This window comes from Psychrobacter immobilis, from assembly GCF_904846235.1.
GTDB classification, from domain to species: domain Bacteria; phylum Pseudomonadota; class Gammaproteobacteria; order Pseudomonadales; family Moraxellaceae; genus Psychrobacter; species Psychrobacter immobilis_C.
Genome location: NZ_CAJGZN010000002.1, coordinates 45,370 through 64,845, shown reverse-complemented (window position 1 = coordinate 64,845; position 19,476 = coordinate 45,370). Strand labels below are relative to the sequence as shown.

At 42.0% G+C, this 19,476-nt stretch carries 20 protein-coding genes; 14 read left to right on the top strand and 6 right to left on the bottom strand.

All coding sequences use genetic code 11. The features are described 5' to 3' along the window. The first annotated feature begins 113 nt into the window (after nt 1–113). The 3 genes from JMX07_RS01550 (at nt 114) to JMX07_RS01540 (ending at nt 2,271) form a co-directional block, all read left to right on the top strand. Nucleotides 114–494: a DoxX family protein gene (locus JMX07_RS01550; RefSeq protein ID WP_102091857.1), complete on the top strand. Its 381-nt coding sequence runs from the start codon at nt 114–116 to the stop codon at nt 492–494. A 346-nt stretch (nt 495–840) separates the two neighbouring features. Then, a complete protein-coding gene (locus JMX07_RS01545) occupies nt 841–1,554 on the top strand; it encodes a pirin family protein (RefSeq protein ID WP_102091858.1) in 714 nt (237 codons plus the stop codon). A gap of 105 nt (nt 1,555–1,659) precedes the next feature. Further along, the gene (locus tag JMX07_RS01540; RefSeq protein ID WP_057761493.1) at nt 1,660–2,271 is read left to right on the top strand and encodes a nitroreductase family protein; all 612 of its coding nucleotides are present in this window, start codon (nt 1,660–1,662) and stop codon (nt 2,269–2,271) included. 213 nt (nt 2,272–2,484) lie between these two features. Here JMX07_RS01540 and JMX07_RS01535 read toward each other — a convergent pair whose 3' ends face one another. The 3 genes from JMX07_RS01535 to nadR form a co-directional block, all read right to left on the bottom strand. Continuing rightward, entirely contained in the window at nt 2,485–2,919 is a 435-nt protein-coding gene (locus JMX07_RS01535) for a DUF962 domain-containing protein (RefSeq protein WP_102091859.1), read from the bottom strand. 222 nt (nt 2,920–3,141) lie between these two features. Next, complete coding sequence (gene pnuC / locus JMX07_RS01530; protein WP_101205749.1) at nt 3,142–3,873, bottom strand: nicotinamide riboside transporter PnuC; 732 nt, start codon at nt 3,871–3,873, stop codon at nt 3,142–3,144. Nucleotides 3,874–3,999: 126 nt separating this feature from the next. After that, a complete protein-coding gene (gene nadR / locus JMX07_RS01525) occupies nt 4,000–5,058 on the bottom strand; it encodes a multifunctional transcriptional regulator/nicotinamide-nucleotide adenylyltransferase/ribosylnicotinamide kinase NadR (protein WP_201605753.1) in 1,059 nt (352 codons plus the stop codon). A 747-nt stretch (nt 5,059–5,805) separates the two neighbouring features. Between nadR and JMX07_RS01520 the strand changes: the two genes are divergently transcribed. From JMX07_RS01520 to JMX07_RS01505, 4 genes are all read left to right on the top strand, one after another. Further along, the gene (locus JMX07_RS01520) at nt 5,806–6,018 is read left to right on the top strand and encodes a PspC domain-containing protein (protein WP_057761485.1); all 213 of its coding nucleotides are present in this window, start codon (nt 5,806–5,808) and stop codon (nt 6,016–6,018) included. 460 nt (nt 6,019–6,478) lie between these two features. Next, complete coding sequence (gene glyQ, locus JMX07_RS01515; protein WP_227684589.1) at nt 6,479–7,480, top strand: glycine--tRNA ligase subunit alpha; 1,002 nt, start codon at nt 6,479–6,481, stop codon at nt 7,478–7,480. 9 nt (nt 7,481–7,489) lie between these two features. Continuing rightward, entirely contained in the window at nt 7,490–9,583 is a 2,094-nt protein-coding gene (gene glyS, locus JMX07_RS01510) for a glycine--tRNA ligase subunit beta (protein ID WP_201605748.1), read from the top strand. 294 nt (nt 9,584–9,877) lie between these two features. Further along, nucleotides 9,878–10,168 (top strand): hypothetical protein, encoded by a 291-nt coding sequence (locus JMX07_RS01505; protein ID WP_224737782.1) that lies wholly within the window; start codon nt 9,878–9,880, stop codon nt 10,166–10,168. A gap of 78 nt (nt 10,169–10,246) precedes the next feature. Here JMX07_RS01505 and JMX07_RS01500 read toward each other — a convergent pair whose 3' ends face one another. Both JMX07_RS01500 and JMX07_RS01495 read right to left on the bottom strand, forming a co-directional pair. Continuing rightward, the gene (locus tag JMX07_RS01500) at nt 10,247–10,690 is read right to left on the bottom strand and encodes a cell division protein ZapA (protein ID WP_201605747.1); all 444 of its coding nucleotides are present in this window, start codon (nt 10,688–10,690) and stop codon (nt 10,247–10,249) included. Between the two features lie 108 nt (nt 10,691–10,798). After that, complete coding sequence (locus tag JMX07_RS01495) at nt 10,799–11,239, bottom strand: hypothetical protein (protein ID WP_057761479.1); 441 nt, start codon at nt 11,237–11,239, stop codon at nt 10,799–10,801. Nucleotides 11,240–11,451: 212 nt separating this feature from the next. On the opposite strand from JMX07_RS01495, the gene JMX07_RS01490 reads away from it, so the two are divergent. The 7 genes from JMX07_RS01490 (at nt 11,452) to JMX07_RS01460 (ending at nt 17,778) form a co-directional block, all read left to right on the top strand. After that, a complete protein-coding gene (locus JMX07_RS01490) occupies nt 11,452–12,105 on the top strand; it encodes a UPF0149 family protein (protein ID WP_057761477.1) in 654 nt (217 codons plus the stop codon). Between the two features lie 48 nt (nt 12,106–12,153). After that, nucleotides 12,154–13,446: an acetylornithine deacetylase gene (gene argE / locus JMX07_RS01485; RefSeq protein WP_201605746.1), complete on the top strand. Its 1,293-nt coding sequence runs from the start codon at nt 12,154–12,156 to the stop codon at nt 13,444–13,446. A 176-nt stretch (nt 13,447–13,622) separates the two neighbouring features. Further along, nucleotides 13,623–14,348, top strand: coding sequence for a LysE family translocator (locus JMX07_RS01480; protein WP_201605744.1), 726 nt, complete (start codon nt 13,623–13,625; stop codon nt 14,346–14,348). 58 nt (nt 14,349–14,406) lie between these two features. After that, nucleotides 14,407–14,754 (top strand): IS630 transposase-related protein, encoded by a 348-nt coding sequence (locus JMX07_RS01475; RefSeq protein WP_165597456.1) that lies wholly within the window; start codon nt 14,407–14,409, stop codon nt 14,752–14,754. After that, on the top strand, nt 14,690–15,247 hold the full coding sequence (locus JMX07_RS01470; protein ID WP_165597457.1) for an IS630 family transposase: 558 nt from the start codon (nt 14,690–14,692) through the stop codon (nt 15,245–15,247). Before JMX07_RS01475 ends, JMX07_RS01470 begins: the two co-directional genes overlap by 65 nt. A gap of 816 nt (nt 15,248–16,063) precedes the next feature. Beyond that, a complete protein-coding gene (locus JMX07_RS01465; protein ID WP_201605742.1) occupies nt 16,064–17,278 on the top strand; it encodes an RtcB family protein in 1,215 nt (404 codons plus the stop codon). Between the two features lie 254 nt (nt 17,279–17,532). Further along, nucleotides 17,533–17,778, top strand: a complete 246-nt coding sequence (locus JMX07_RS01460; protein WP_201606138.1) for a hypothetical protein — start codon at nt 17,533–17,535, stop codon at nt 17,776–17,778. 102 nt (nt 17,779–17,880) lie between these two features. On the opposite strand, the gene miaB is transcribed toward JMX07_RS01460, so the two are convergent. After that, nucleotides 17,881–19,374 (bottom strand): tRNA (N6-isopentenyl adenosine(37)-C2)-methylthiotransferase MiaB, encoded by a 1,494-nt coding sequence (gene miaB / locus JMX07_RS01455; RefSeq protein ID WP_201605740.1) that lies wholly within the window; start codon nt 19,372–19,374, stop codon nt 17,881–17,883. Nucleotides 19,375–19,476 lie beyond the last annotated feature (102 nt).

Genomic DNA, 19,476 nt, shown 5'->3' with positions numbered 1-19,476 from the left:
ACACCAAGAACTTATATTTGTGATTATTGCTGTTTATCCCATGCTAGTCAACGCCTATAATCGCGCTATTCTCTACTTAGAGACATGATTAAACACACTTTTGGAGCATTATTATGGACAAGTTACAGCAATTTAGCGCACCGCTCGGTCGTCTATTATTATCAATCATTTTCATCTTTGCAGGCATTGGTAAAATCACAGATTATGCGACTACTCAAGGCTATATGGAGTCAGTAGGTGTGCCTGGTATGTTACTACCATTGGTAATCGCGTTTGAGGTACTAGGTGGTATCGCTGTCTTGCTAGGTTATAAAGCTCGCCCAATCGCTTTCTTGTTCGCCGGGTTTAGCATCGTGTCAGCTATTCTTTTTCATCAGTTCTGGGTTGATGAATCACAGATGATCTCATTTATGAAAAACATTTCGATCGCAGGTGGGTTTTTGATGATTTTTGCTCATGGTGCGGGTGCTTACTCAATAGACAATAAGCGATAAACAATCAGTAACTGATCTACCTCTTATACGCTTACGAAGAACAATCATGAATGGGTACTTTTAAATAAAAACAGTCATGAACATTTTCACAGAACATTTCAACAGCAGACAGTTTTTTATATAAACATAACTTAAAGTAATTTATATAAAGTTAGCTGTGCTAATATATGTAAAAAATCTATATTACGTTAAAACCGCTCTGATTGTTCTATAAAAAAGAATAGTTAATTGCATTTAGTGTTGTTTATCTATGTAGAATTAATAATTATAATAAGCCTATTGTTTAAATAGATTAATCGATAATAAGTATATAGAGGATTAATCTGTTGATAGCTAAGGATAAATAATGAAAACAATCTATCATGCAGCAGACTCACGTGGCGATGCCAATCATGGCTGGCTTAAAAGCAGGCATACCTTTAGCTTTGCCAATTATCATAATCCTGAGCGTGTGGGGTTTGGTGCCTTACGCGTTATTAATGATGATTTTGTCATTGGCGGTCAAGGGTTTGGCAAACACTCGCACCGTAACATGGAGATTATCAGTATTCCTCTATCCGGCAAGCTCGCTCATGGCGATAGTATCGGCAACGAGGGCGTCATAGAAACTGGTGAGATTCAAGTGATGTCAGCGGGTACAGGCATTACCCATAGTGAAATGAATGGTGACGATGCAGAGGCTGTGAGGTTTTTGCAGATTTGGGTGATACCAAACAAAATGGATGTCGCACCGCGTTATCAGCAGGTACATATGGGCGATATCATGCGACCTAACGAGCTTAGCCAAGTGCTGTCACCTAATGCCGATGATGCAGGTGTTTGGATTCATCAAGATGCTTGGTTTAGCATGGGTGGTTTTGACGAAGGTATATCGCAAACTTATCAGTTAAATGACTCTAACAACGGTGTCTACGTATTTGTCATCAGTGGTGAAGTCGTGATAGATGGCCAAGTCCTGTCTATTCGTGACGGCCTTTGCATTTGGGATATTCAGAGCTTTATGATGGACGCAACAGTAGCTAGCCGTGTGCTAGTGATGGAAGTACCGCTATTTATGTAGTCAAGAACAAAGCTCTTTATCAATTAAAGCATTTATATCAATAACCATTAACGCTAAAAATTATTTTTATTAATAACTATTTTACTAACAACATGGAGAAACACTATGTCAGATTTAACAACACTACAGCAGCTTGCAGAGAAACGTCGTTCTATCTATGCGCTAAGCAACCAACTGCCAGTAGCTAACGACGAAATCGTGAAAATAGTTGAGCATGCTATTTTGCACACGCCATCGTCGTTTAACTCGCAATCAACGCGTATCGTTGTATTGTTCGGCGATGACCATCGCAAGTTGTGGGATATGACCGAAGATACATTACGCGAAATCGTTGGTGACGAAGAGAAGTTCAAATCGACTAAAGAGCGTGTCAATGGTTTCCGTAACGGAGCTGGTACGGTGCTGTTTTTTGAAGATCAAGCAGTCGTTAGAGGCATGCAAGAAGCAGCGCCACTATATGCTGACAACTTCCCAATCTGGGCAAGTCAAACCAGCGCCATGCATCAGTATGTTATCTGGACGGCACTAGCCAGTATCGATGTTGGCGCAAACTTACAGCACTACAATCCAGTAATCGATCAAAAAGTAGCCAGCGCTTGGGATATCGACAAAGACTGGACGCTAAATGCACAATTGGTATTTGGAACGATTGAGCAGCCAGCGGGAGAAAAAGCATTTAAGCCAGTCGAAGAGCGTATGAAAGTGTTTGGTGCGTAAGATAGAGTAGTCTATTCTATATAACCCCAAAAGCTTAATAGTCCCAAAATATCAATATTCCTAAAAGCTTACGTAAAAAAAGCGCCACTCAGTAATATCTGGGTGGCGTTTTTTTATTGGCGACATTCTTTTGTTGAGGGTGAGAATTGTAGATTTTATCGAATAGCCTACAGCTAAGCTAAATTCCTGCAGAAATTACGCAGAGATTAACGACTATTTACGTTGCATCAAACTGTTAGCGACCCATGCTGGACCGATTAATAAAAACTGTAAATCTTTAAAGAAAGAAGGTTTTTTACCTTCGATTTTATGCCCAATGAACTGGCCAATCCATGCAACGACAAATACCGCTGCCCACGCTTTAAAGCCCCATGGCATCGCTGCCATCACTGATAGACAAATAAGAATAAACATTCCCATTGCTAAAAACAGTGGCGTAGATAAACGCATATAAAACAGTAATACCAGTGCGCTTAGTACTAAGGTAAACCATACGGATAGCGACATGCCCATGCCTAACAGGCTGACAAAAATGGTTGGCACACATAACCAATGGATTTTTTTATTGACCAAGTTTTGGTGACTGACAGAGTACTCACTAAGCCACTGCTCTAGCGTACGTTTAGACATTTTGGGTTGACGAGACATACTAACCTCCCTGTTAGTAAATAAGATAAGTAACTGATACTAGCTAATGGACTCGCTACTGATCTCAGTATGAATATGATTGTTAATATCAGTTGTAGCACTAATTGCGCCTGTCTACCATGTTATCTGATAGACGGCACAGTCAAGTTCACTCGTACTATTGATACTATATCAGCAAGATTTTATTCAAACTCCCAAGGGTTCTTTTCTACAAGAAACACATTATCCTTGCTCGCTGCGATGCCATTCATAAAGGCCGATAAAGGCGTTTACTTGATACACCATAGTCTGAATAGCAAAGATATAGTTACCAGACATCAGATTCACAATGAGCCAGACGAAGTTGACGATAATCCATAACCACCAATTAAATGAATAACGCAGAATCATAGCTGCTTGAGCGGTAATAGAAAGCACAAAGGCAATCACATTAATCCAAAAGAAAGAGATAAATCCCAAAAACAGACTACTATCATCCTGTACGACCGCATAACCATAGCTTGCTAATAAGTCATTTACCGTAGGAAAAAGGGCAAGACCAATGATAATGAATGCAGCAGTGATTAACCAGACAGCTTTACTCGCTGACTTGGGTATCATGTCGCCATCAGGGTCAGTATGCTTCGACCAATAAAAGATACCGTAAACATGGGTAAAAAAGTTAAATAGTGGAGCAAGCATCAAACCTACTGCGCCAGACGTTGCCTGTACGATGACTTCGCCTGCCGTTGCCCCCATACCAAAGCCATTGCCCATGACGTTTTTGCGGAATGATAGCGAGACTACGCAGACCAAACCAATGAACGAGACTGCTAAATAAAACCAATCAAGCGTGGTATGGTCTGTCGTGAGCCAAAAACCCGCAGATAAGGCAATGACACCGCAAATAAACCAAATGATAATCCATTGCATCGCCCATTTTCCGGTGATGTTGTCCAATAGCTGAATACGCATCGCTTTTCCCCTAAAGTAAATACTGATATCAATATAGTGCTAACTGTCATGTATTAGTTAAATAAAGTGTGCTAGTTAAATAACGTGTGCTAGTGAATAAATTATTATAAATATGCTCAGTACAGTTTATGATTTTTTGCCATAGATGTATTGATCAATCAATAACAATGCCTGCTGATAGCGAGCATCATAGTCGGGCTGATCGATCATATGCGGCGCAATATCGTGACGCGCAAAAATATCTATCAAACGCTGCTCAAAGCGTCCGCGTGCCTCAGGCGTTCCTAAAGAGCGCATACCATCATCAACCCATGGCGTATTGTTATCTAGCATGATGGTGTGGTCTAAGCGAAACTCATCAATACAAGCAGCCACGAAAGGATGCGTGCGACCCTCGTACTCTTCACAAAATGCTTGCGTAGTGACAAAGTCAGTATCAACGATGGTAATAGGGGCCGTTGCATTCGCTTTAGCTTCTCGGATTGCCTCAGCATGATCAAGACAAATAGGGCCATAATCACTGTACTGTAATCCGACCTCGCTACCACCCAAATCCGTACCGACATATAGGCGTCCCATTTCTAGGGCAAAGCTAGCACCATAATAATTGGCAAGCTTATGTACCAGCGTTGTTTTACCTGAGCTTTCACCGCCGACGATAGCGACAGTCTTGGTATAGTCAACGCGGGCTTGCGGATGAAGTGCTGACCAATGGGCGACTGGATCACGCGCAATCGCATAAGAGTCAAACTTAGGCTGTAGCGGCGTAGTAACGACTGGCAAAAGCAGCTGCTTTTGTATGTCATTGTGAGTGAGCGGATGGTTGTCCGCCATAAACAATACAGTCTCTGCTGATAGTGATAGTGCGTCCATCAAACGTTGCAATTTGGCATTACTGGCAGCGACATCAATACTGACATCATCGCTAGTGCTATACAGATGTTCGTGCAGCGGTAGCTCTATCTCATGAGTAGTATGAATATGAATAAATGCCAAGTCGGCACAGGCCATCTGTAGCCAACGTGCTTTGTCTTGCAAGGTAATAGCAAAATCTGGATGCGGCGATGGATGCGCCATAATAACGATATGTAAGGTTTTGGCTTGTCCTGCTGCATCCAATATGCTGCGCATCTGCCCTAAGTGCAGGGGCTCAAAATGTCCAATCATTAATCCAGTATCGTACATAGTTATCCTTATTATTTTTTTATTTTAATCTCAGCGTTCTATGTCTATTCCAAAAAATGCGACTAATGCTGTCTAAGTTAAACGAGCCAAATTAGACATCTATCAAGATCTAAAGCAGAAATCTATTAAGAATCGTAATACCAACCACGTTCTTTACTTCTACTATTCTTCGTAAAGGTATTCTTATCTAATAGTTGAGCAGTGTTATAACTTTCATTATAGAATATCTGAAAACTTAAGTTGCTTATCAGCATGGTATAAAGCTTTTGGATGATTTGCAGGTGGGTTATTGTAAAAATAAGGTATATCGCACGTACAAGGAATCGCAGGTTTTTTAATCGAGGGTTCTTTTAATCGAGTAAAGTTGGTTAGCTAAAAAATTATTCAGACTATCAAAAGTTTCACTTGATTTTAGCGTTATAAAGCGAGCTTATCTCTTTGATTAAATTAAAAATAACGAGATACGTGAAGCTAGATTGCAAGGTTATAGCAACAAAGATGATTTTGAAACATTTTGAAATAAATATTTAAAATCAGGGACTTGCATGGTGCTATGACAGATTAGGGTAAGCTTGAGTAGCATAAACTCACAAAGTACTGCTATACCTTCAACAGATAAATCCTGAATTATTGATATACTGATTCGTAAGTTAACAAAGCAAGATAATGTTTTAGCTAAATACGTAAGACAATCAAAAATATAGAATAAAAAAATAAACAAGAATAGAAAAAAGAGAGGTATTTGATTTGGCTAAGTTAGCAAAATTACATCGCTCACCAAACAATCGCATGATAGCAGGTGTGATGGGTGGCATTGCAGAATATGCTGGTTGGTCGCCAACATGGGTGAGAGTATTATTTGTAATCATTTCATCGTTGAGCGCAGCTGTACCGGGCATTTTAATTTATATCATCCTATGGATAATTATGCCAAAAGCCAATAGTCAGTCTTATCAGTAATAAGAGCCTAATAGTTATTTTTAAAATTAGCTTTTCTGAACCAGTTAAAGAGTCAAGTTTAAGTTAGACCTAGTTGCTAAAAACAGTAGACCTCCAAAAAATAAAAAGCCTGATCAATCAGGATGCCCAAGATACAATTTTCCTCCTGCCCGAATGCTAGCGCATTTGGGTATTTTTTTATTTATTGTATTAGTGCGACTTCCATGATGATTTGCCTAAAAATACGCTATACAACCGAGGTTTTGTGCCCACTATGCAAATTTAGTTGATGTAAATATGGATAAAATAGTCAATTTTTAGTAAGGTGAGCAGGCAGATAGAGTCGTTGCCGAATAGGTCGCGCGAGCGCTATCAGAGATTTATTTAATAATACTCATTTCACAGTGGCTTTACTATGAAAACCGAAACTATGACATCCCAAGCGATAACTCCGATGACACAAGATAAAGACTCTCAACCGATGACTTTTCAAGATTTAATCTTAACTTTGCAAAATTATTGGGCCGATAAAGGCTGCGTTGTATTGCAGCCTTACGACATGGAAGTCGGTGCAGGTACTTTTCATACCGCGACGTTTTTGCGCTCGTTAGGTCCTGAGCGCTGGAATGCGGCTTATGTACAGCCATCACGTCGTCCTACTGACGGGCGCTATGGTGATAACCCGAACCGCCTGCAGCATTATTATCAGTTCCAAGTTGTATTAAAGCCGAACCCACCGAACATTCAAGAGCTGTATTTGGACTCACTACGAGCCATTGGTATTGATCCATTGGTGCATGACGTGCGCTTTGTAGAAGACAACTGGGAATCGCCAACGCTTGGTGCGTGGGGACTTGGTTGGGAGATTTGGCTAAACGGTATGGAAGTCACGCAATTCACGTACTTCCAGCAAGTCGGCGGTATTGAATGTTTCCCAGTCACTGGCGAAATCACTTACGGACTTGAGCGTTTGGCCATGTATGTACAGGGCGTCGACAGCGTTTATGATTTGGTCTGGGCAGACGGTGAATTTGGCCGTGTCACGTATGGCGATGTTTTTCATCAAAATGAAGTCGAGCAGTCTACCTATAACTTTGAGCACGCTGATGTGCCGATGATGGGCGAGATGTTTGACTTTTATGAGCAACAAGCCGACAAATTGGTCGATGCAGGATTGCCATTGCCAGCTTATGAGATGGTATTAAAAGCATCTCACGCCTTTAACTTGCTTGATGCACGCGGCGCTATTTCAGTGACTGAGCGTCAGCGTTTTATCCTACGTGTGCGTACACTTGCTCGTAAGGTTGCTTTTGGTTATGTCGAAGCTCGTGCCAAATTGGGCTTCCCATTGGCTGATGAAGAACATCGCCAAGCTGCGCTTGATAAATATTTGCCAAAAGAAGACGTGGCAGCAGACACCTTAGCAGCAGACGGCATAACAAAAGAAACTACTGACACTAACCAATCTACTAACGATAAATAGGAGCATCCCATGAGTACTATTCTATTTGAACTGGGGTGTGAAGAGCTACCTCCAAAAAGCCTAAAACCATTACGTGATGCGCTACAAGCCAGTGTCACTGAGCAATTAACAGCAGCAGATATTACCTTTGATAGCATCAAAGCCTTTGCTGCTCCGCGCCGCTTGGCAATTCAGATTCAAGGTATTAGCGATAAGCAGCCTGATCGCACTGAGCAAAAACGCGGACCTGCGATTAAAGCAGCGTTCGATGCAGAGAGCAATCCAACACGTGCGGCCATGGGTTTTGCCAAAGGTTTGGGTATTGAAGCTAGCGAGCTAACGACCATCAAAACCGACAAAGGTGACTATGTCGGTTTTGAGCAGACTATCCGTGGCCAAGCGACCACTGAGCTACTGCCTGCTATTTTCCAAACCGCGCTAGATAATCTGCCGATTGCTAAGCGTATGCGCTCAGGCGCTAGTCGTGATGAGTTTGTGCGTCCAGTACAGTGGGCAGTATTGATGCAGGATGATACTGTCATTGATGCCACTATCCAAGGTCATCAGACTGGTACGCAAACGCGTGGTCATCGCTTCCACAGCCCTGACTACCATAATATTGCTCATGCCAATGATTATGAAGAATTACTAAGTGATCTAAAAGTGGTAGCAGATTTTGATAAGCGTCAAATGTTGATCAAAAACCAAGTCAAAGCTTTGGCAGACGAAGTCAATTCTGATGCCATCGTACCGCAAGATTTGTTGGATGAAGTCACCGCATTGGTCGATTTTCCAATTGCGCTACGAGCAAGCTTTGAAGCACGCTTTTTACAAGTACCGCAAGAAGCGCTTATCTCGACCATGCAAGCGGATCAAAAGTATTTTTGCTTGACGGATAAGACTGGCAAATTGCAGCCGTATTTCATTTTTATTACCAATATTGAATCAAAAGATCCTAACCAGATTATCGAAGGTAATGAAAAAGTTGTACGTCCACGTTTGGCTGATGCAGAGTTTTTCTTCTTGCAAGATCAAAAGCAGCCATTGTTTGCGCTCACAGAGAGCCTAAAAAATCGCGTATTCCAAGACAAGCTGGGGACGATTTGGGAGAAATCTGAGCGTATTGCTAAGCTTGCTGCGTTTATCGCTACATTGATGCAGCAGCAAGGCCACGATATCAATGTTGATGAAACCGTACGTGCAGGCATTTTGTCTAAAGCAGATTTAGCCAGCTCGCTCGTCGGCGAGTACCCTGAATTACAAGGTATCGCAGGTACGTATTATGCGCGTCTAAACGATGAGCCAGAAGCGGTCGCCGCCAGTTTAGAAGAGCAGTATCTGCCGAAATTCAGTGGCGATGTGCTACCACAGACACCGATTGGCATTTGCTTAGCCTTAGCGGATCGTTTGGACACATTGGTTGGTATTTTTGCGATTGACCAAGCGCCAACGGGTTCAAAGGATCCGTTTAGCTTACGTCGTTCTGCTATTGGTATCTTGCGTATTTTGATCGAAAAGCAGTTGCCGATTAATCTGGTAGCGCTCGTTGAGCAAGCGATTAAAGGCTATAGTGATGCTGAAGGTAGCAAAATTGCCAAAATGGGTGATGCTTTTACCCAAGTCATGGCATTCCTAAACTCGCGCTACCGTGCGATGTATACGGAGCAGGGCGTTAGTGTCGATACGATTCAAGCAGTGCAAGCGATTAACCCGCATATGCCGCTTGATTTTGATCAGCGTATCCGTGCAGTGCAAGCATTTAGCGAGCTATCACAAGCGTCGATGTTGGCTGACTCAAACAAACGTGTTGCTAATATATTGGCCAAGTCAGAAGTGAGCGTAGCTGATACAGTCGATGAAGCACTACTGTCTGAATCTGCTGAGCAAAACCTATATGCAAATGTGCAGCAAGCACAGACAATGGTACAACCATTGCTTGAGCAAGCGGACTATACGCAAGTATTGCAAACGCTGGCTAGCTTAGATGAGCCGTTGACCCAGTTCTTTGACAATGTGATGGTCAACAGTGAAGATGCTGCGCTTAAAAACAATCGTTTGGCATTGCTAAAACAGGTTCGCGCCTTGTTCTTGACGGTAGCTGATATTAGCGAGCTACAGCTGTAACTCTGCTAAAAGCTGATTGTTACTTTAACCTGATTATTGCTTTAACTTGACGGTTACTTTTGATAAAAAACCTGGCTTATCATGGCCAGGTTTTTTGTTATGCAGTTGACTGGTTTACTCATACAGTTATCCGCTGGATATAAGTCCGTTAGCGCAATAAGCAATTAAACGGTAAAGGCATTGTATTATCGCTAGTATTGACGGTAAAATTTATGCTATCAAAACGTCTTAAATAATCTTATTTAGTAGATTTCATTATTTCTCACGTTTACCCGTCATCGAAGGAGCACTGCCGTGTTTGCTGTTATTATCGTCATCCTTATTATTTGGGCTTCAATGTGGGCTTTTTATAAGTTTATGTACCCGCGTGCACCTAAAAGCATGATGCCAAAAGAAGGGGATGTGACCACTCCGCGTCAGTGTAATTTCTGTGGCAACAGCTTGGCTGAATATCGCGGCGTACTCGAAACCAAACCAAGTACAGCTACCGATGGCAATGTTGAAGCGAACCAGGAGTTATTCTTTTGCAATTATGAGCATCAGGCAGACTTTCACGCAGGCAAGACCTACACGCCTTATGCATAAATAGATAAATGATTGACCATAAAAAAGCGCCTAACTTCATTGGCTAGGCGCTTATATGTTTAATACAGTACGATGCATCTACAGAATAGAATGAGCGTCTTTCATGATTTTATTGAGCAATGCCTCAGACTGTTTGTCTTTCTGCAAACGATCTTCGTCATTTCTTTGATTGGCATGGATTTTTTCATATAGGTTTAAGCAGCACAGTACCAGTATGCTTTCTTGACTTAGGCTTGGCGCATCTCTTTTTAGATCGAGCGCATAGTTGTTGATATATGAAACCGCTGACAGTAGCTCTTCTTGCTCATGTACTGGACAAAAGATTGGATAAGTAACCCCAGCAATCGCGATATCAACTTTTTTGATTTGTGGTTCTGGCGCTTTAGGTGTTTTGGTATTAGATTGTGCCATGGCGCTTGATATATTTGATGCTGGTGTCGTTTTTTGCGCTGGTACTGGCGCACTTGGCGCTTGAGTATTTTTTGGTTGTTTTTCTATCGATTTGCTTTGGTCATCGGTCATGATAAATCCTACAATGTCTGGTCAGTGAAATGAGTGATATCAGATTTTACAAATAGCATTTGGCAGTTGAATAAGTAGTACGTCTTTGCTATCTGCTACAAGAAAACGTTAGCCTTCTGCTTGATCGATACGAGTTAGGCGCTGTAATACGACTTGCGTACGCTCGGCTGCCAATTGGTTCTTCTTTTGTAGTTCACTGTTTTGTTGTTTGATATCGCTATACTGCTGTTTTAGCTCATTATTGTGTTGTTGCAGCTCGCTGTTTTGTTGTTGTAATTGGCTGATCTGTTTTTGCAATTTGTCTTGTTCTTCACCGATCATATGGTGCGCTTCTGCAAGACTCTGATAACGCTTGTCTAGATCGTTCAGTTGTTTTTTGGCACCGTCACGTTCGTTATGACTGTTATCTAGTTTGGTTTTTAGTGCGGCAAATTCTTTTGAATCAGTAACAGGGTGTTGTTTTAAGCTGCTAAGTTCAGCACTGACAAGCTGATACTGTTTTTTGATGTCGAGTACCATTTTTTCTAATATTCTAAGTTGATCATACATAGTCAGTTTTTATCCTTAACAAGTAAGCGTGAATGAATTTTGTTCGCTGCATTTAATAATGCCATAGGTGACCGCATAATATCTATATCAACAAAGTAATTACAAGCATCAGGCTTTGTCTTTTCACTTTTATTTATCGATGATTTGTCTATGACATTTTATCGCGACTATTTTTATTTTATGAGCAGTAATCAATTACTAGGACATCTATTATGAATGATAATATCTCTGGCTGGAATACTTGGCTGACTGCGTTTGATGACTGGACTGACGTGTCTATCAGCGAAGTGCATGGCATGATGACAGGGCTTATGACGGCTTGTAATGCACCCGACGAAGCAACTTGGGCTAAGGTGTTTGAAGAGCTCAGCTTTGCCCCATTACCAGAGCCTGCATTGACCTTGCTGACAGAAGAAGCGGAAGACATCGTGTTTCAGCTAAAAGACAAAGATGATGCTTACGCGTATATGCCGCTCATCCCAGATGATGAACATGATTTATACGAGCGCGTGATGGCGTTGAAACAGTGGGCAAACGGTTTTATGACCGGTTTTGGTATTACTGATTGTGGTTTGACCAGTGAAGAAAACGAGATGCTATCGGATTTGGCTAAGATCGGCGCAATTCGTCTCGAAGATGATGAAGATTTTGAAGGTGGCGAAGAGTCTTATCTTTATATCTATGAATTTGCTCGTATGGTACCAGTAAGCTTTGCTACGCGTAAGCGTAAGGCTGTCAAAGATATCGCGCTCATCGCGGGTTTGTCTATCGATGCCAAAACAACCAAAGAGCTACAGGCAGAAGGTAAGTTACCAAAACCAATGCCGCCAGTGGTTGATGTGATGAATCATAACAATCCATCGTAAGGCAGCTCTGACACATCATAGTTCTGAAAATTGTAGTAAGGATATTTTATGATCCAAAATAATAGTAGTAATAGCGACAATGTCAGTAATAGCGATAATGTTGATAGTAGCAGCGATGTCCAGCTGAAAAGTGTCGAACATCCTACTCAAAGCCTCGATTGGCTAACACGTCTCATCGCCTTTGATACGGTTAGTCGTCACTCTAATTTGGCTTTGATTAACGATGTAAAGTCTTATTGTGAGCAGTTAGGTTTGACGGTAGATTTGACCTTTAATGAAGCTGAGACCAAAGCCAATTTGTTTGTGACTGTACCAGCTGGTGAGAATGCTGATATCGTGAATAACGGTCTGGTCTTATCAGGTCATACCGACGTTGTGCCAGTTGATGGACAAGCGTGGTCTTCAGAGCCGTTTACCGCGACGATACGTGGTGATAAGCTATACGGACGCGGTGCGTGTGATATGAAGGGCTTTATCGCTTGTGCGCTCACGGTATTGCCACAAGCCGTGCAGTTATCGAATAGCGGTCAGCTACGTCGTCCGTTGCATTTGGCATTGTCGTTCGATGAAGAGGTTGGCTGCTTGGGTGCGCCATTGATTTTGGCAGACCTAAAAGCACGCGGTATCACGCCTGATTATTGTATCGTAGGTGAGCCGACCAATATGGCTATGGTGGTTGCACACAAAGGCATCGCGGTTTATCGTTGCCGTGTACATGGCAAGTCGGCGCATTCTTCATTGATTGCACAAGGTGTCAATGCTATTAGCTACGCTAGCAGATTGGTCGGCTATGTAGATACGCTTGCTGAAGAGCTGAGCGCTCGTGATGACACTTTAGAAGACGGGGATGCATCATTTACAGTGCCTTATTCGACATTGTCAGTAGGTACCATACACGGTGGTACAGCGACCAATATCGTGCCCAACCTATGCGAGTTTACTTTTGATTATCGCAACCTGCCGCACATGACGCAAGACGATATACTAGCGCCCATTCAGGTAAAAATCGCTGAACTAAATGCGCAAATGCAAGCGCGTGCGCCAGAGACTGGCATTGAGCTGATGCAAGAAGAAAGCGTCCCAGCAATGACAGATGACGATAGTGCTGAGTTGCAATCATTGATCGCTGCGCTTACAGGAGATGATGAACGTCATAAAGTGGCTTACGCGACTGAAGGCGGTCAGTTTACCAATGCAGGTATCCCAACGATTATCTGTGGCCCTGGTAGTATTGAGCAGGCGCACAAAGCGGATGAGTATGTGGAGCTTAGTGAAATTGAACGCTGTGATGCGTTTTTAAAGAAATTGTTAGATAGCTGTACGACTCAGCCGTCCATGTAATCGTAATTCTTCAGAAGAATGCGTGTCGTTACTTTAGTAATTTCTGCGAGACTTTTTTGATATATAGGTATAAGTGACACCGTCTGAATGGCGGTGTTTATTTTTTAGTCGCGTATTTAAGTCGTATAGCCTTTCGTATTAGAACCATTTACACATGACAAAGTAGAGGTGGGTTGATGTCTTGGCATCTGTTTGCAGTATTTTTCGCAAGTACGTTTTTTATTTCAGCGACCCCTGGTCCTAATATGCTGCTGGCATTTCAGTATGGCATGAACTATGGCGTCAAACGAACTTTATGGACGCTGGCAGGTCTGAGCCTTGGCTTGTTTGTATTACTGCTATCGACACTGCTTGGATTAGACGTAATCAGTCGCCAGTCACCGTGGCTACTGACTATTATCAAAGCCGTGGGTGCGGCATACTTAATCTATTTGGGTATCAGCTCTTGGCGCGATGCTGGTGACAGTAGCTTGATGAGTGATGCTAAAGAGTTGAGTGCCGAGGTAGCAGCAGACTATGCTGCCACTGACGGCGTACCCAGTACACCACAGCCGCGTTCGCTCTCTAGTGCTGCTACTAAAATAGCGCCGAGCAACATGACCTTGTTTCGTACTGGTGTTTGGGTGTCATTATCTAATCCGAAAGCTATTTTGTTCTTCGCGGCCTTTTTCCCTAAATTTATCAATTTTAGCGCGCCACTATGGCCACAATATGTCCTATTGACCATCGGCTTGTTTTTGAGCGAAACGATTTGGCAAATCGTATATACGCTAGGTGGCAAAAAGCTGGCAAGCTGGCTCGATGTAGGTAATCGCTTAGCCTGGCTCAATCGTGGTTGCGGGGTGATATTTATAATCATTGCTGCCGCTTTATTGGCTGAAGTGTTAAATAGTTTTATATAGTCAGTCCAAAATATAAAAGGTACAATGCTTTTAAACCAAGCAAAGAGAAATATAAAAGATGACCTACTCAGCAGATTTTCGAGCACAAGTTATCAAAAACATTGAGCAAAAAGACATGAGCATCCGTCAGGCCTGTATTTTTTATAATATCAGCAAGAGTACACTACAGCGCTGGCTTATAGACCCAAGCATCCAAACGACCAGAGTCAAAACGCCAAGCAGTATACCCAATGAAGCCCTTCTACAAGACGTTAATCAATACCCAGATGACTACCTGTATGAGCGAGCTCGTCGTTTAAACTGTAGTAAATCAGGTATTGGCTATGCCTTAAAAAGATTAAATATTAGCCAAAAAAAAGACCTTAGCACATCCAAAAGCGTGTCCAATAAAAAGAGCGGTATATAAGAATAAGCTTGATCATTTTAAGCAGCAAGGCTATCCCGTTGTCTATATGGATGAGAGTGGCTTTGAGGCTGAAACTATTCGTCCTTATGGCTATGCACCGATAGGTAAACCTTGTATTGATAGCTATAATTGGCAAGCTAAAAAACGTACCAATGTCATCGGTGCTCTGTATGAAAAGATGCTTTTTGCGCTTGATTACTTTGAGAAAAACATCAATGGCGATATATTCTATGACTGGTGCAAATACACGCTCATTCCAAGCCTTAAAACTAAATGCGTAATCGTCATGGATAATGCCAGCTTTCATAAACGAGTGAAAAGTCTTCTGAATAGGCATGGTCACAGGCTTTTATTTCTACCATCCTATAGTCCTGACTTAAATCCTATTGAAAAGAAATGGGCACAAGCTAAGTTTCTACGACAAGGTTGGATGGAGAATAATCTACCTAAACTATTTCATAATATGGGTTGTACTTCTTTTATTTTGGATTGACTATACTTCTTTTATTTTGGATTGACTATAGCTTAAAAACTACCGATAAGATTTAAAATTAAAGTGATCAATTAAACACACGTTTATTAAATTATTTTCTATACAGGCCAAATTAATTATTGACTTTAATTTTTAAATCGTTATTATTGGCTCATTGATTTATATCGTTTATCTTTTATAAGCGATAAATCGTTTCAATTAATCTGTTATTGTCGCTCTGACGTTAGCCACAACCTATGGAGGAATCATCGTGTCCTATATAACTACCAAGACGTTTTTAAAGATTGAATGTGTAAACCACATGACAGCAATGACACCTTCGAAAAGGTTTGGCTAAGTTTTTATATAAGCTATTGAGTGATATCCCATCTATCGATATCAACGAATAGCTTTCTGTATCTACTTGCGCTATCTCTTTTCTAAGTCTACTGTGCCAAATTTGCTCTGCGATTGTGCTAAGCCATATTGCGCTTGCTGTTATCTGTTTACCTAACATTTTTCTTTACCGCTATTGCTAATAAAGCGACTCAGGCTATGATTCAGCTAAAGCTTTTCTATGCATATAATATTTACGCTGTGGCCGACGGTTCTGATCTATATTATCTTTCTTTAAAATGTCCATAATAAATTAACCATGAATTTTTATTGATTTTTTAATTAATAAGAATACGGTTTTTTATTGCCTAAATTTTATAATTTCATTTCTTATTAAACGTTTCGTTTAATTGAGATAGATAAGTAATGTCTAAAAATTATAAAAAATGGTAATTATAAAAAATGCATGGTTATAAAATAATAAAATGGAAATAATAAATTATGAGCATTCAATTAGTATTAAACAAAAATCGAAAACACGGCGTACCAGTCAAAATTTATACCTCGGATGTTGAGCAAGGTGCGATGCAGCAGTTACGCAATTTAGCCCAGCTAGAGTTTGTGCATTCACACATTGCAGTGATGCCCGATGTGCACGTTGGCAAAGGCGCGACAGTCGGTAGCGTGATTCCGACCAAGTCAGCCATCATTCCTGCCGCAGTTGGGGTAGACATTGGCTGCGGTATGAACGCAGTACGTTTGTCCCTAACGGCGAGCGATCTGCCTGATAGCTTACGGTCGTTACGATCGATCGTTGAACAACAAGTGCCAGTCGGCTTCAACATGCACAAACAAATCCAAGCCAAAAACTCAACGCTTGATCCACTAGGCAAACGCCTAAAACCGATTACTGATAAGCATCCAGGTTTACTTAAAATGCTTAAAGGTTTTGAGCGTACTTGGGCAAAGCAGTTGGGTACATTGGGCGGTGGTAATCACTTTATTGAGTTGTGCTTGGATGAAAACAAAGATGTCTGGGTCATGCTGCATTCTGGCAGCCGCGGCATCGGTAATTGTATCGGTCGCTATTTCATCAGCCTTGCCAAAAAAGAACGTCAATCGCGCTTTGGTCATGTGCCAGATCGAGATTTGTCTTACTTTGCCGAAGGGTCTGATAGCTTTGCCAATTATGTCGAAGCAGTAGGCTGGGCGCAGGATTACGCGCTAGAGAATCGCCGTGAGATGATGCGTTTGGTGATTAAGTCCTTGCAGTCGCCACAAGCGGGGTTGCCACGATTTCAGCTGACCAAAGAAGCCATCAATTGTCATCATAATTATGTCAATGAAGAGGTGCATTTTGGTGAGCAAGTCTATGTGACGCGTAAAGGTGCAATCAGTGCTTATGCAGGTGAGCTTGGGATTATCCCAGGCTCTATGGGCGCAAAGTCCTTTATCGTACGTGGTCTGGGCGAAGCTGAATCGTTTTGCTCGTGTTCGCATGGGGCAGGGCGACAGATGAGCCGAGGCAAAGCCATGCGAGCGTTCACTATCGATGAGCTAAAAGCGCAGACGGATGGTGTCGAATGTCGCAAAGACAAAGGCGTCATCGATGAGATACCAGGCGCTTATAAAAACATCGATGAAGTGATGGCCAATCAAACAGATTTGGTCGAAGTGGTGCATACGCTGAAGCAGGTCATGTGTATTAAAGGCTAATGAGTAAAACCATAGCGAGTCACGACGGTGTCAATCGAGCTAAATGTACTAAGTGTACTATTTGCGCTCGATTTCCTAATTGTGGTCTCACTATGGGGTCACTCGAATATATAAAATAGATTTAGATATAGTCATTCCACTATAAAAGTATTACAGCGTTAACCTCGCTTGAAGTATCAAATGTACATCTACACTCGGTTGCCTTGTACTACTTTTAAATTGAATCGACTATAGATTAAAATATAGGTAAAAATATGAGCTTAAAACAAACCTTAAAAAAGGCCAAACAGATTGAACGACAGTTAGAAAGTCAAAACGATGCTGATAATAACTCAAGTCAACACTCGCTAGGTACAGTAAAGCCGCGTAATTATTTGGCACTGGATCCACTGTTAAGAAAAGGTGGTATTCATGAAAAGGAGGATATCGATATCGTGCGCAAAAAACGCCGCCGTGAGACTAAGCAGCAGCTACGGAAGACAGATTGGTTATCAGAGTAATGATGATTAATATTCACGCATAAAAAAGCCGTTCGTTATTATAGTGAACGGCTTTTTTTATTTTTACTCAAACTTATAACTTAACCATTGTTACCTTAACCACTATGCCAATACTTCGATTAGCTCGCCTTTCACCATATGCGGACTGACAAAATCGTTGACACGTACGCTCACGAGTTTACCAAGTAACTCAGCCATTTTGTCTTCGTCATAAGGGAACATGACCGTACGCGTATTATCCGCTGTACCGATTAGGCAGTCAGGGTGACGATTGGCAACTTGTTCTACCAAAACACGTGTCGTGGTACCGACCATCTCATGGGTTTTGGCAAGTGTTGAATCAATGATGACTTTTTGAAATTCTGCCAAGCGCTCTTTTTTAGTTTTGAAACTCACATCATCTGGCAACTCAGCCGCTGGCGTGCCTGGGCGCTTAGAGTAGATAAAGCTGTAAGAGTGATCGAAGTTCAATTCTTTTGCCAAGTTCAACGTATCTTGGAAATCTTGATCCGTCTCACCAGGGAAGCCAATGATAAAGTCACTCGACAAGTGAATATCAGGACGAATGGCTTTAAGCTTATTAATCTGATTGATATAAACATCAATGGTGTGATTGCGCTTCATCGCTGCCAAGATAGCGTTTGAGCCACTTTGAACCGGTAGATGTAAGTGTGATACCAGCTCTGGCAATTGTGCATACGCATCAATGATGTCATCAGTGAATTCAAGCGGATGGCTGGTCGTATAGCGAATACGCTCGACACCATCGACATGCGAGACATAATGCAATAGCTCGGCAAAACGGCAAATACTGCCATCATCTTTTTCACCGCGATAGCCGTTGACGTTTTGACCCAAGAGGTTGATTTCACGCACGCCTTGCGCTGCTAAGCTATCAATCTCAGCCAATACGTCATCGAGTGGACGTGACAATTCTTCACCGCGGGTATAAGGAACAACGCAGAATGAGCAATACTTTGAACAGCCTTCCATTATAGAGACAAACGCTTTGTAGCCTTCTACTCTTGGCTCTGGTAAGAAATCAAACTTCTCGATGCTAGGGAATGACACATCAATCGTACCGATACGGTTTTTAGGTACGATTTCACGTTGCTCATTTGATTGATCATACAGTTCTGGCAGGCGATGCAAAGTTTGTGGGCCAAATACCATATCGACGTAAGGCGCACGCTTCTGAATGTTATCGCCTTCTTGTGAAGCCACACAACCACCAACGCCAATGACAAGGTCAGGGCGTTTTTCTTTTAGTTTGCGCCAGCGGCCCAATTCTGAAAAGACTTTTTCTTGCGCTTTTTCGCGGATAGAGCAGGTGTTCATCAGTAGTACGTCGGCCTCATCGATATCATGAGTCACTTCCATACCATGTGAGTCGCCTAGCACGTCTAGCATTTTGCCAGAGTCATAGACATTCATCTGACAGCCTTGAGTCGTGACAAAGACCTTTTTTGTCGCTGCTTTTTCGACGGGCGCTTGGGCTGAACTTGCTTCTTTGAGTGCAGTGACAGCACGTGCGGTGACAGTCGTCTCAGCAACAGCATCGTCATCGATGCGGGGATTGAATACAGTAACACTCATAAGGATAAGTCCATGATTGACCAAAAATATAGCGGAGTAGCCGATTAACAGGTGGCGTATTTTATCACAACCCTGTGCCAATGTGAAAAATTAGCACGAGCG

Excerpts from the sequence above, each read along its gene's own strand:
- JMX07_RS01550 (WP_102091857.1), top strand. The coding sequence starts at position 114 with ATGGACAAGTTACAGCAATTTAGCGCACCGCTCGGTCGTCTATTATTA.
- JMX07_RS01545 (WP_102091858.1), top strand. The coding sequence starts at position 841 with ATGAAAACAATCTATCATGCAGCAGACTCACGTGGCGATGCCAATCAT.
- JMX07_RS01540 (WP_057761493.1), top strand. The coding sequence starts at position 1,660 with ATGTCAGATTTAACAACACTACAGCAGCTTGCAGAGAAACGTCGTTCT.
- JMX07_RS01535 (WP_102091859.1), bottom strand. The coding sequence starts at position 2,919 with ATGTCTCGTCAACCCAAAATGTCTAAACGTACGCTAGAGCAGTGGCTT.
- pnuC (WP_101205749.1), bottom strand. The coding sequence starts at position 3,873 with ATGCGTATTCAGCTATTGGACAACATCACCGGAAAATGGGCGATGCAA.
- nadR (WP_201605753.1), bottom strand. The coding sequence starts at position 5,058 with ATGTACGATACTGGATTAATGATTGGACATTTTGAGCCCCTGCACTTA.
- glyQ (WP_227684589.1), top strand. The coding sequence starts at position 6,479 with ATGACTTTTCAAGATTTAATCTTAACTTTGCAAAATTATTGGGCCGAT.
- glyS (WP_201605748.1), top strand. The coding sequence starts at position 7,490 with ATGAGTACTATTCTATTTGAACTGGGGTGTGAAGAGCTACCTCCAAAA.
- JMX07_RS01500 (WP_201605747.1), bottom strand. The coding sequence starts at position 10,690 with ATGACCGATGACCAAAGCAAATCGATAGAAAAACAACCAAAAAATACT.
- JMX07_RS01495 (WP_057761479.1), bottom strand. The coding sequence starts at position 11,239 with ATGTATGATCAACTTAGAATATTAGAAAAAATGGTACTCGACATCAAA.
- JMX07_RS01490 (WP_057761477.1), top strand. The coding sequence starts at position 11,452 with ATGAATGATAATATCTCTGGCTGGAATACTTGGCTGACTGCGTTTGAT.
- argE (WP_201605746.1), top strand. The coding sequence starts at position 12,154 with ATGATCCAAAATAATAGTAGTAATAGCGACAATGTCAGTAATAGCGAT.
- JMX07_RS01480 (WP_201605744.1), top strand. The coding sequence starts at position 13,623 with ATGTCTTGGCATCTGTTTGCAGTATTTTTCGCAAGTACGTTTTTTATT.
- JMX07_RS01475 (WP_165597456.1), top strand. The coding sequence starts at position 14,407 with ATGACCTACTCAGCAGATTTTCGAGCACAAGTTATCAAAAACATTGAG.
- JMX07_RS01465 (WP_201605742.1), top strand. The coding sequence starts at position 16,064 with ATGAGCATTCAATTAGTATTAAACAAAAATCGAAAACACGGCGTACCA.
- JMX07_RS01460 (WP_201606138.1), top strand. The coding sequence starts at position 17,533 with ATGAGCTTAAAACAAACCTTAAAAAAGGCCAAACAGATTGAACGACAG.
- miaB (WP_201605740.1), bottom strand. The coding sequence starts at position 19,374 with ATGAGTGTTACTGTATTCAATCCCCGCATCGATGACGATGCTGTTGCT.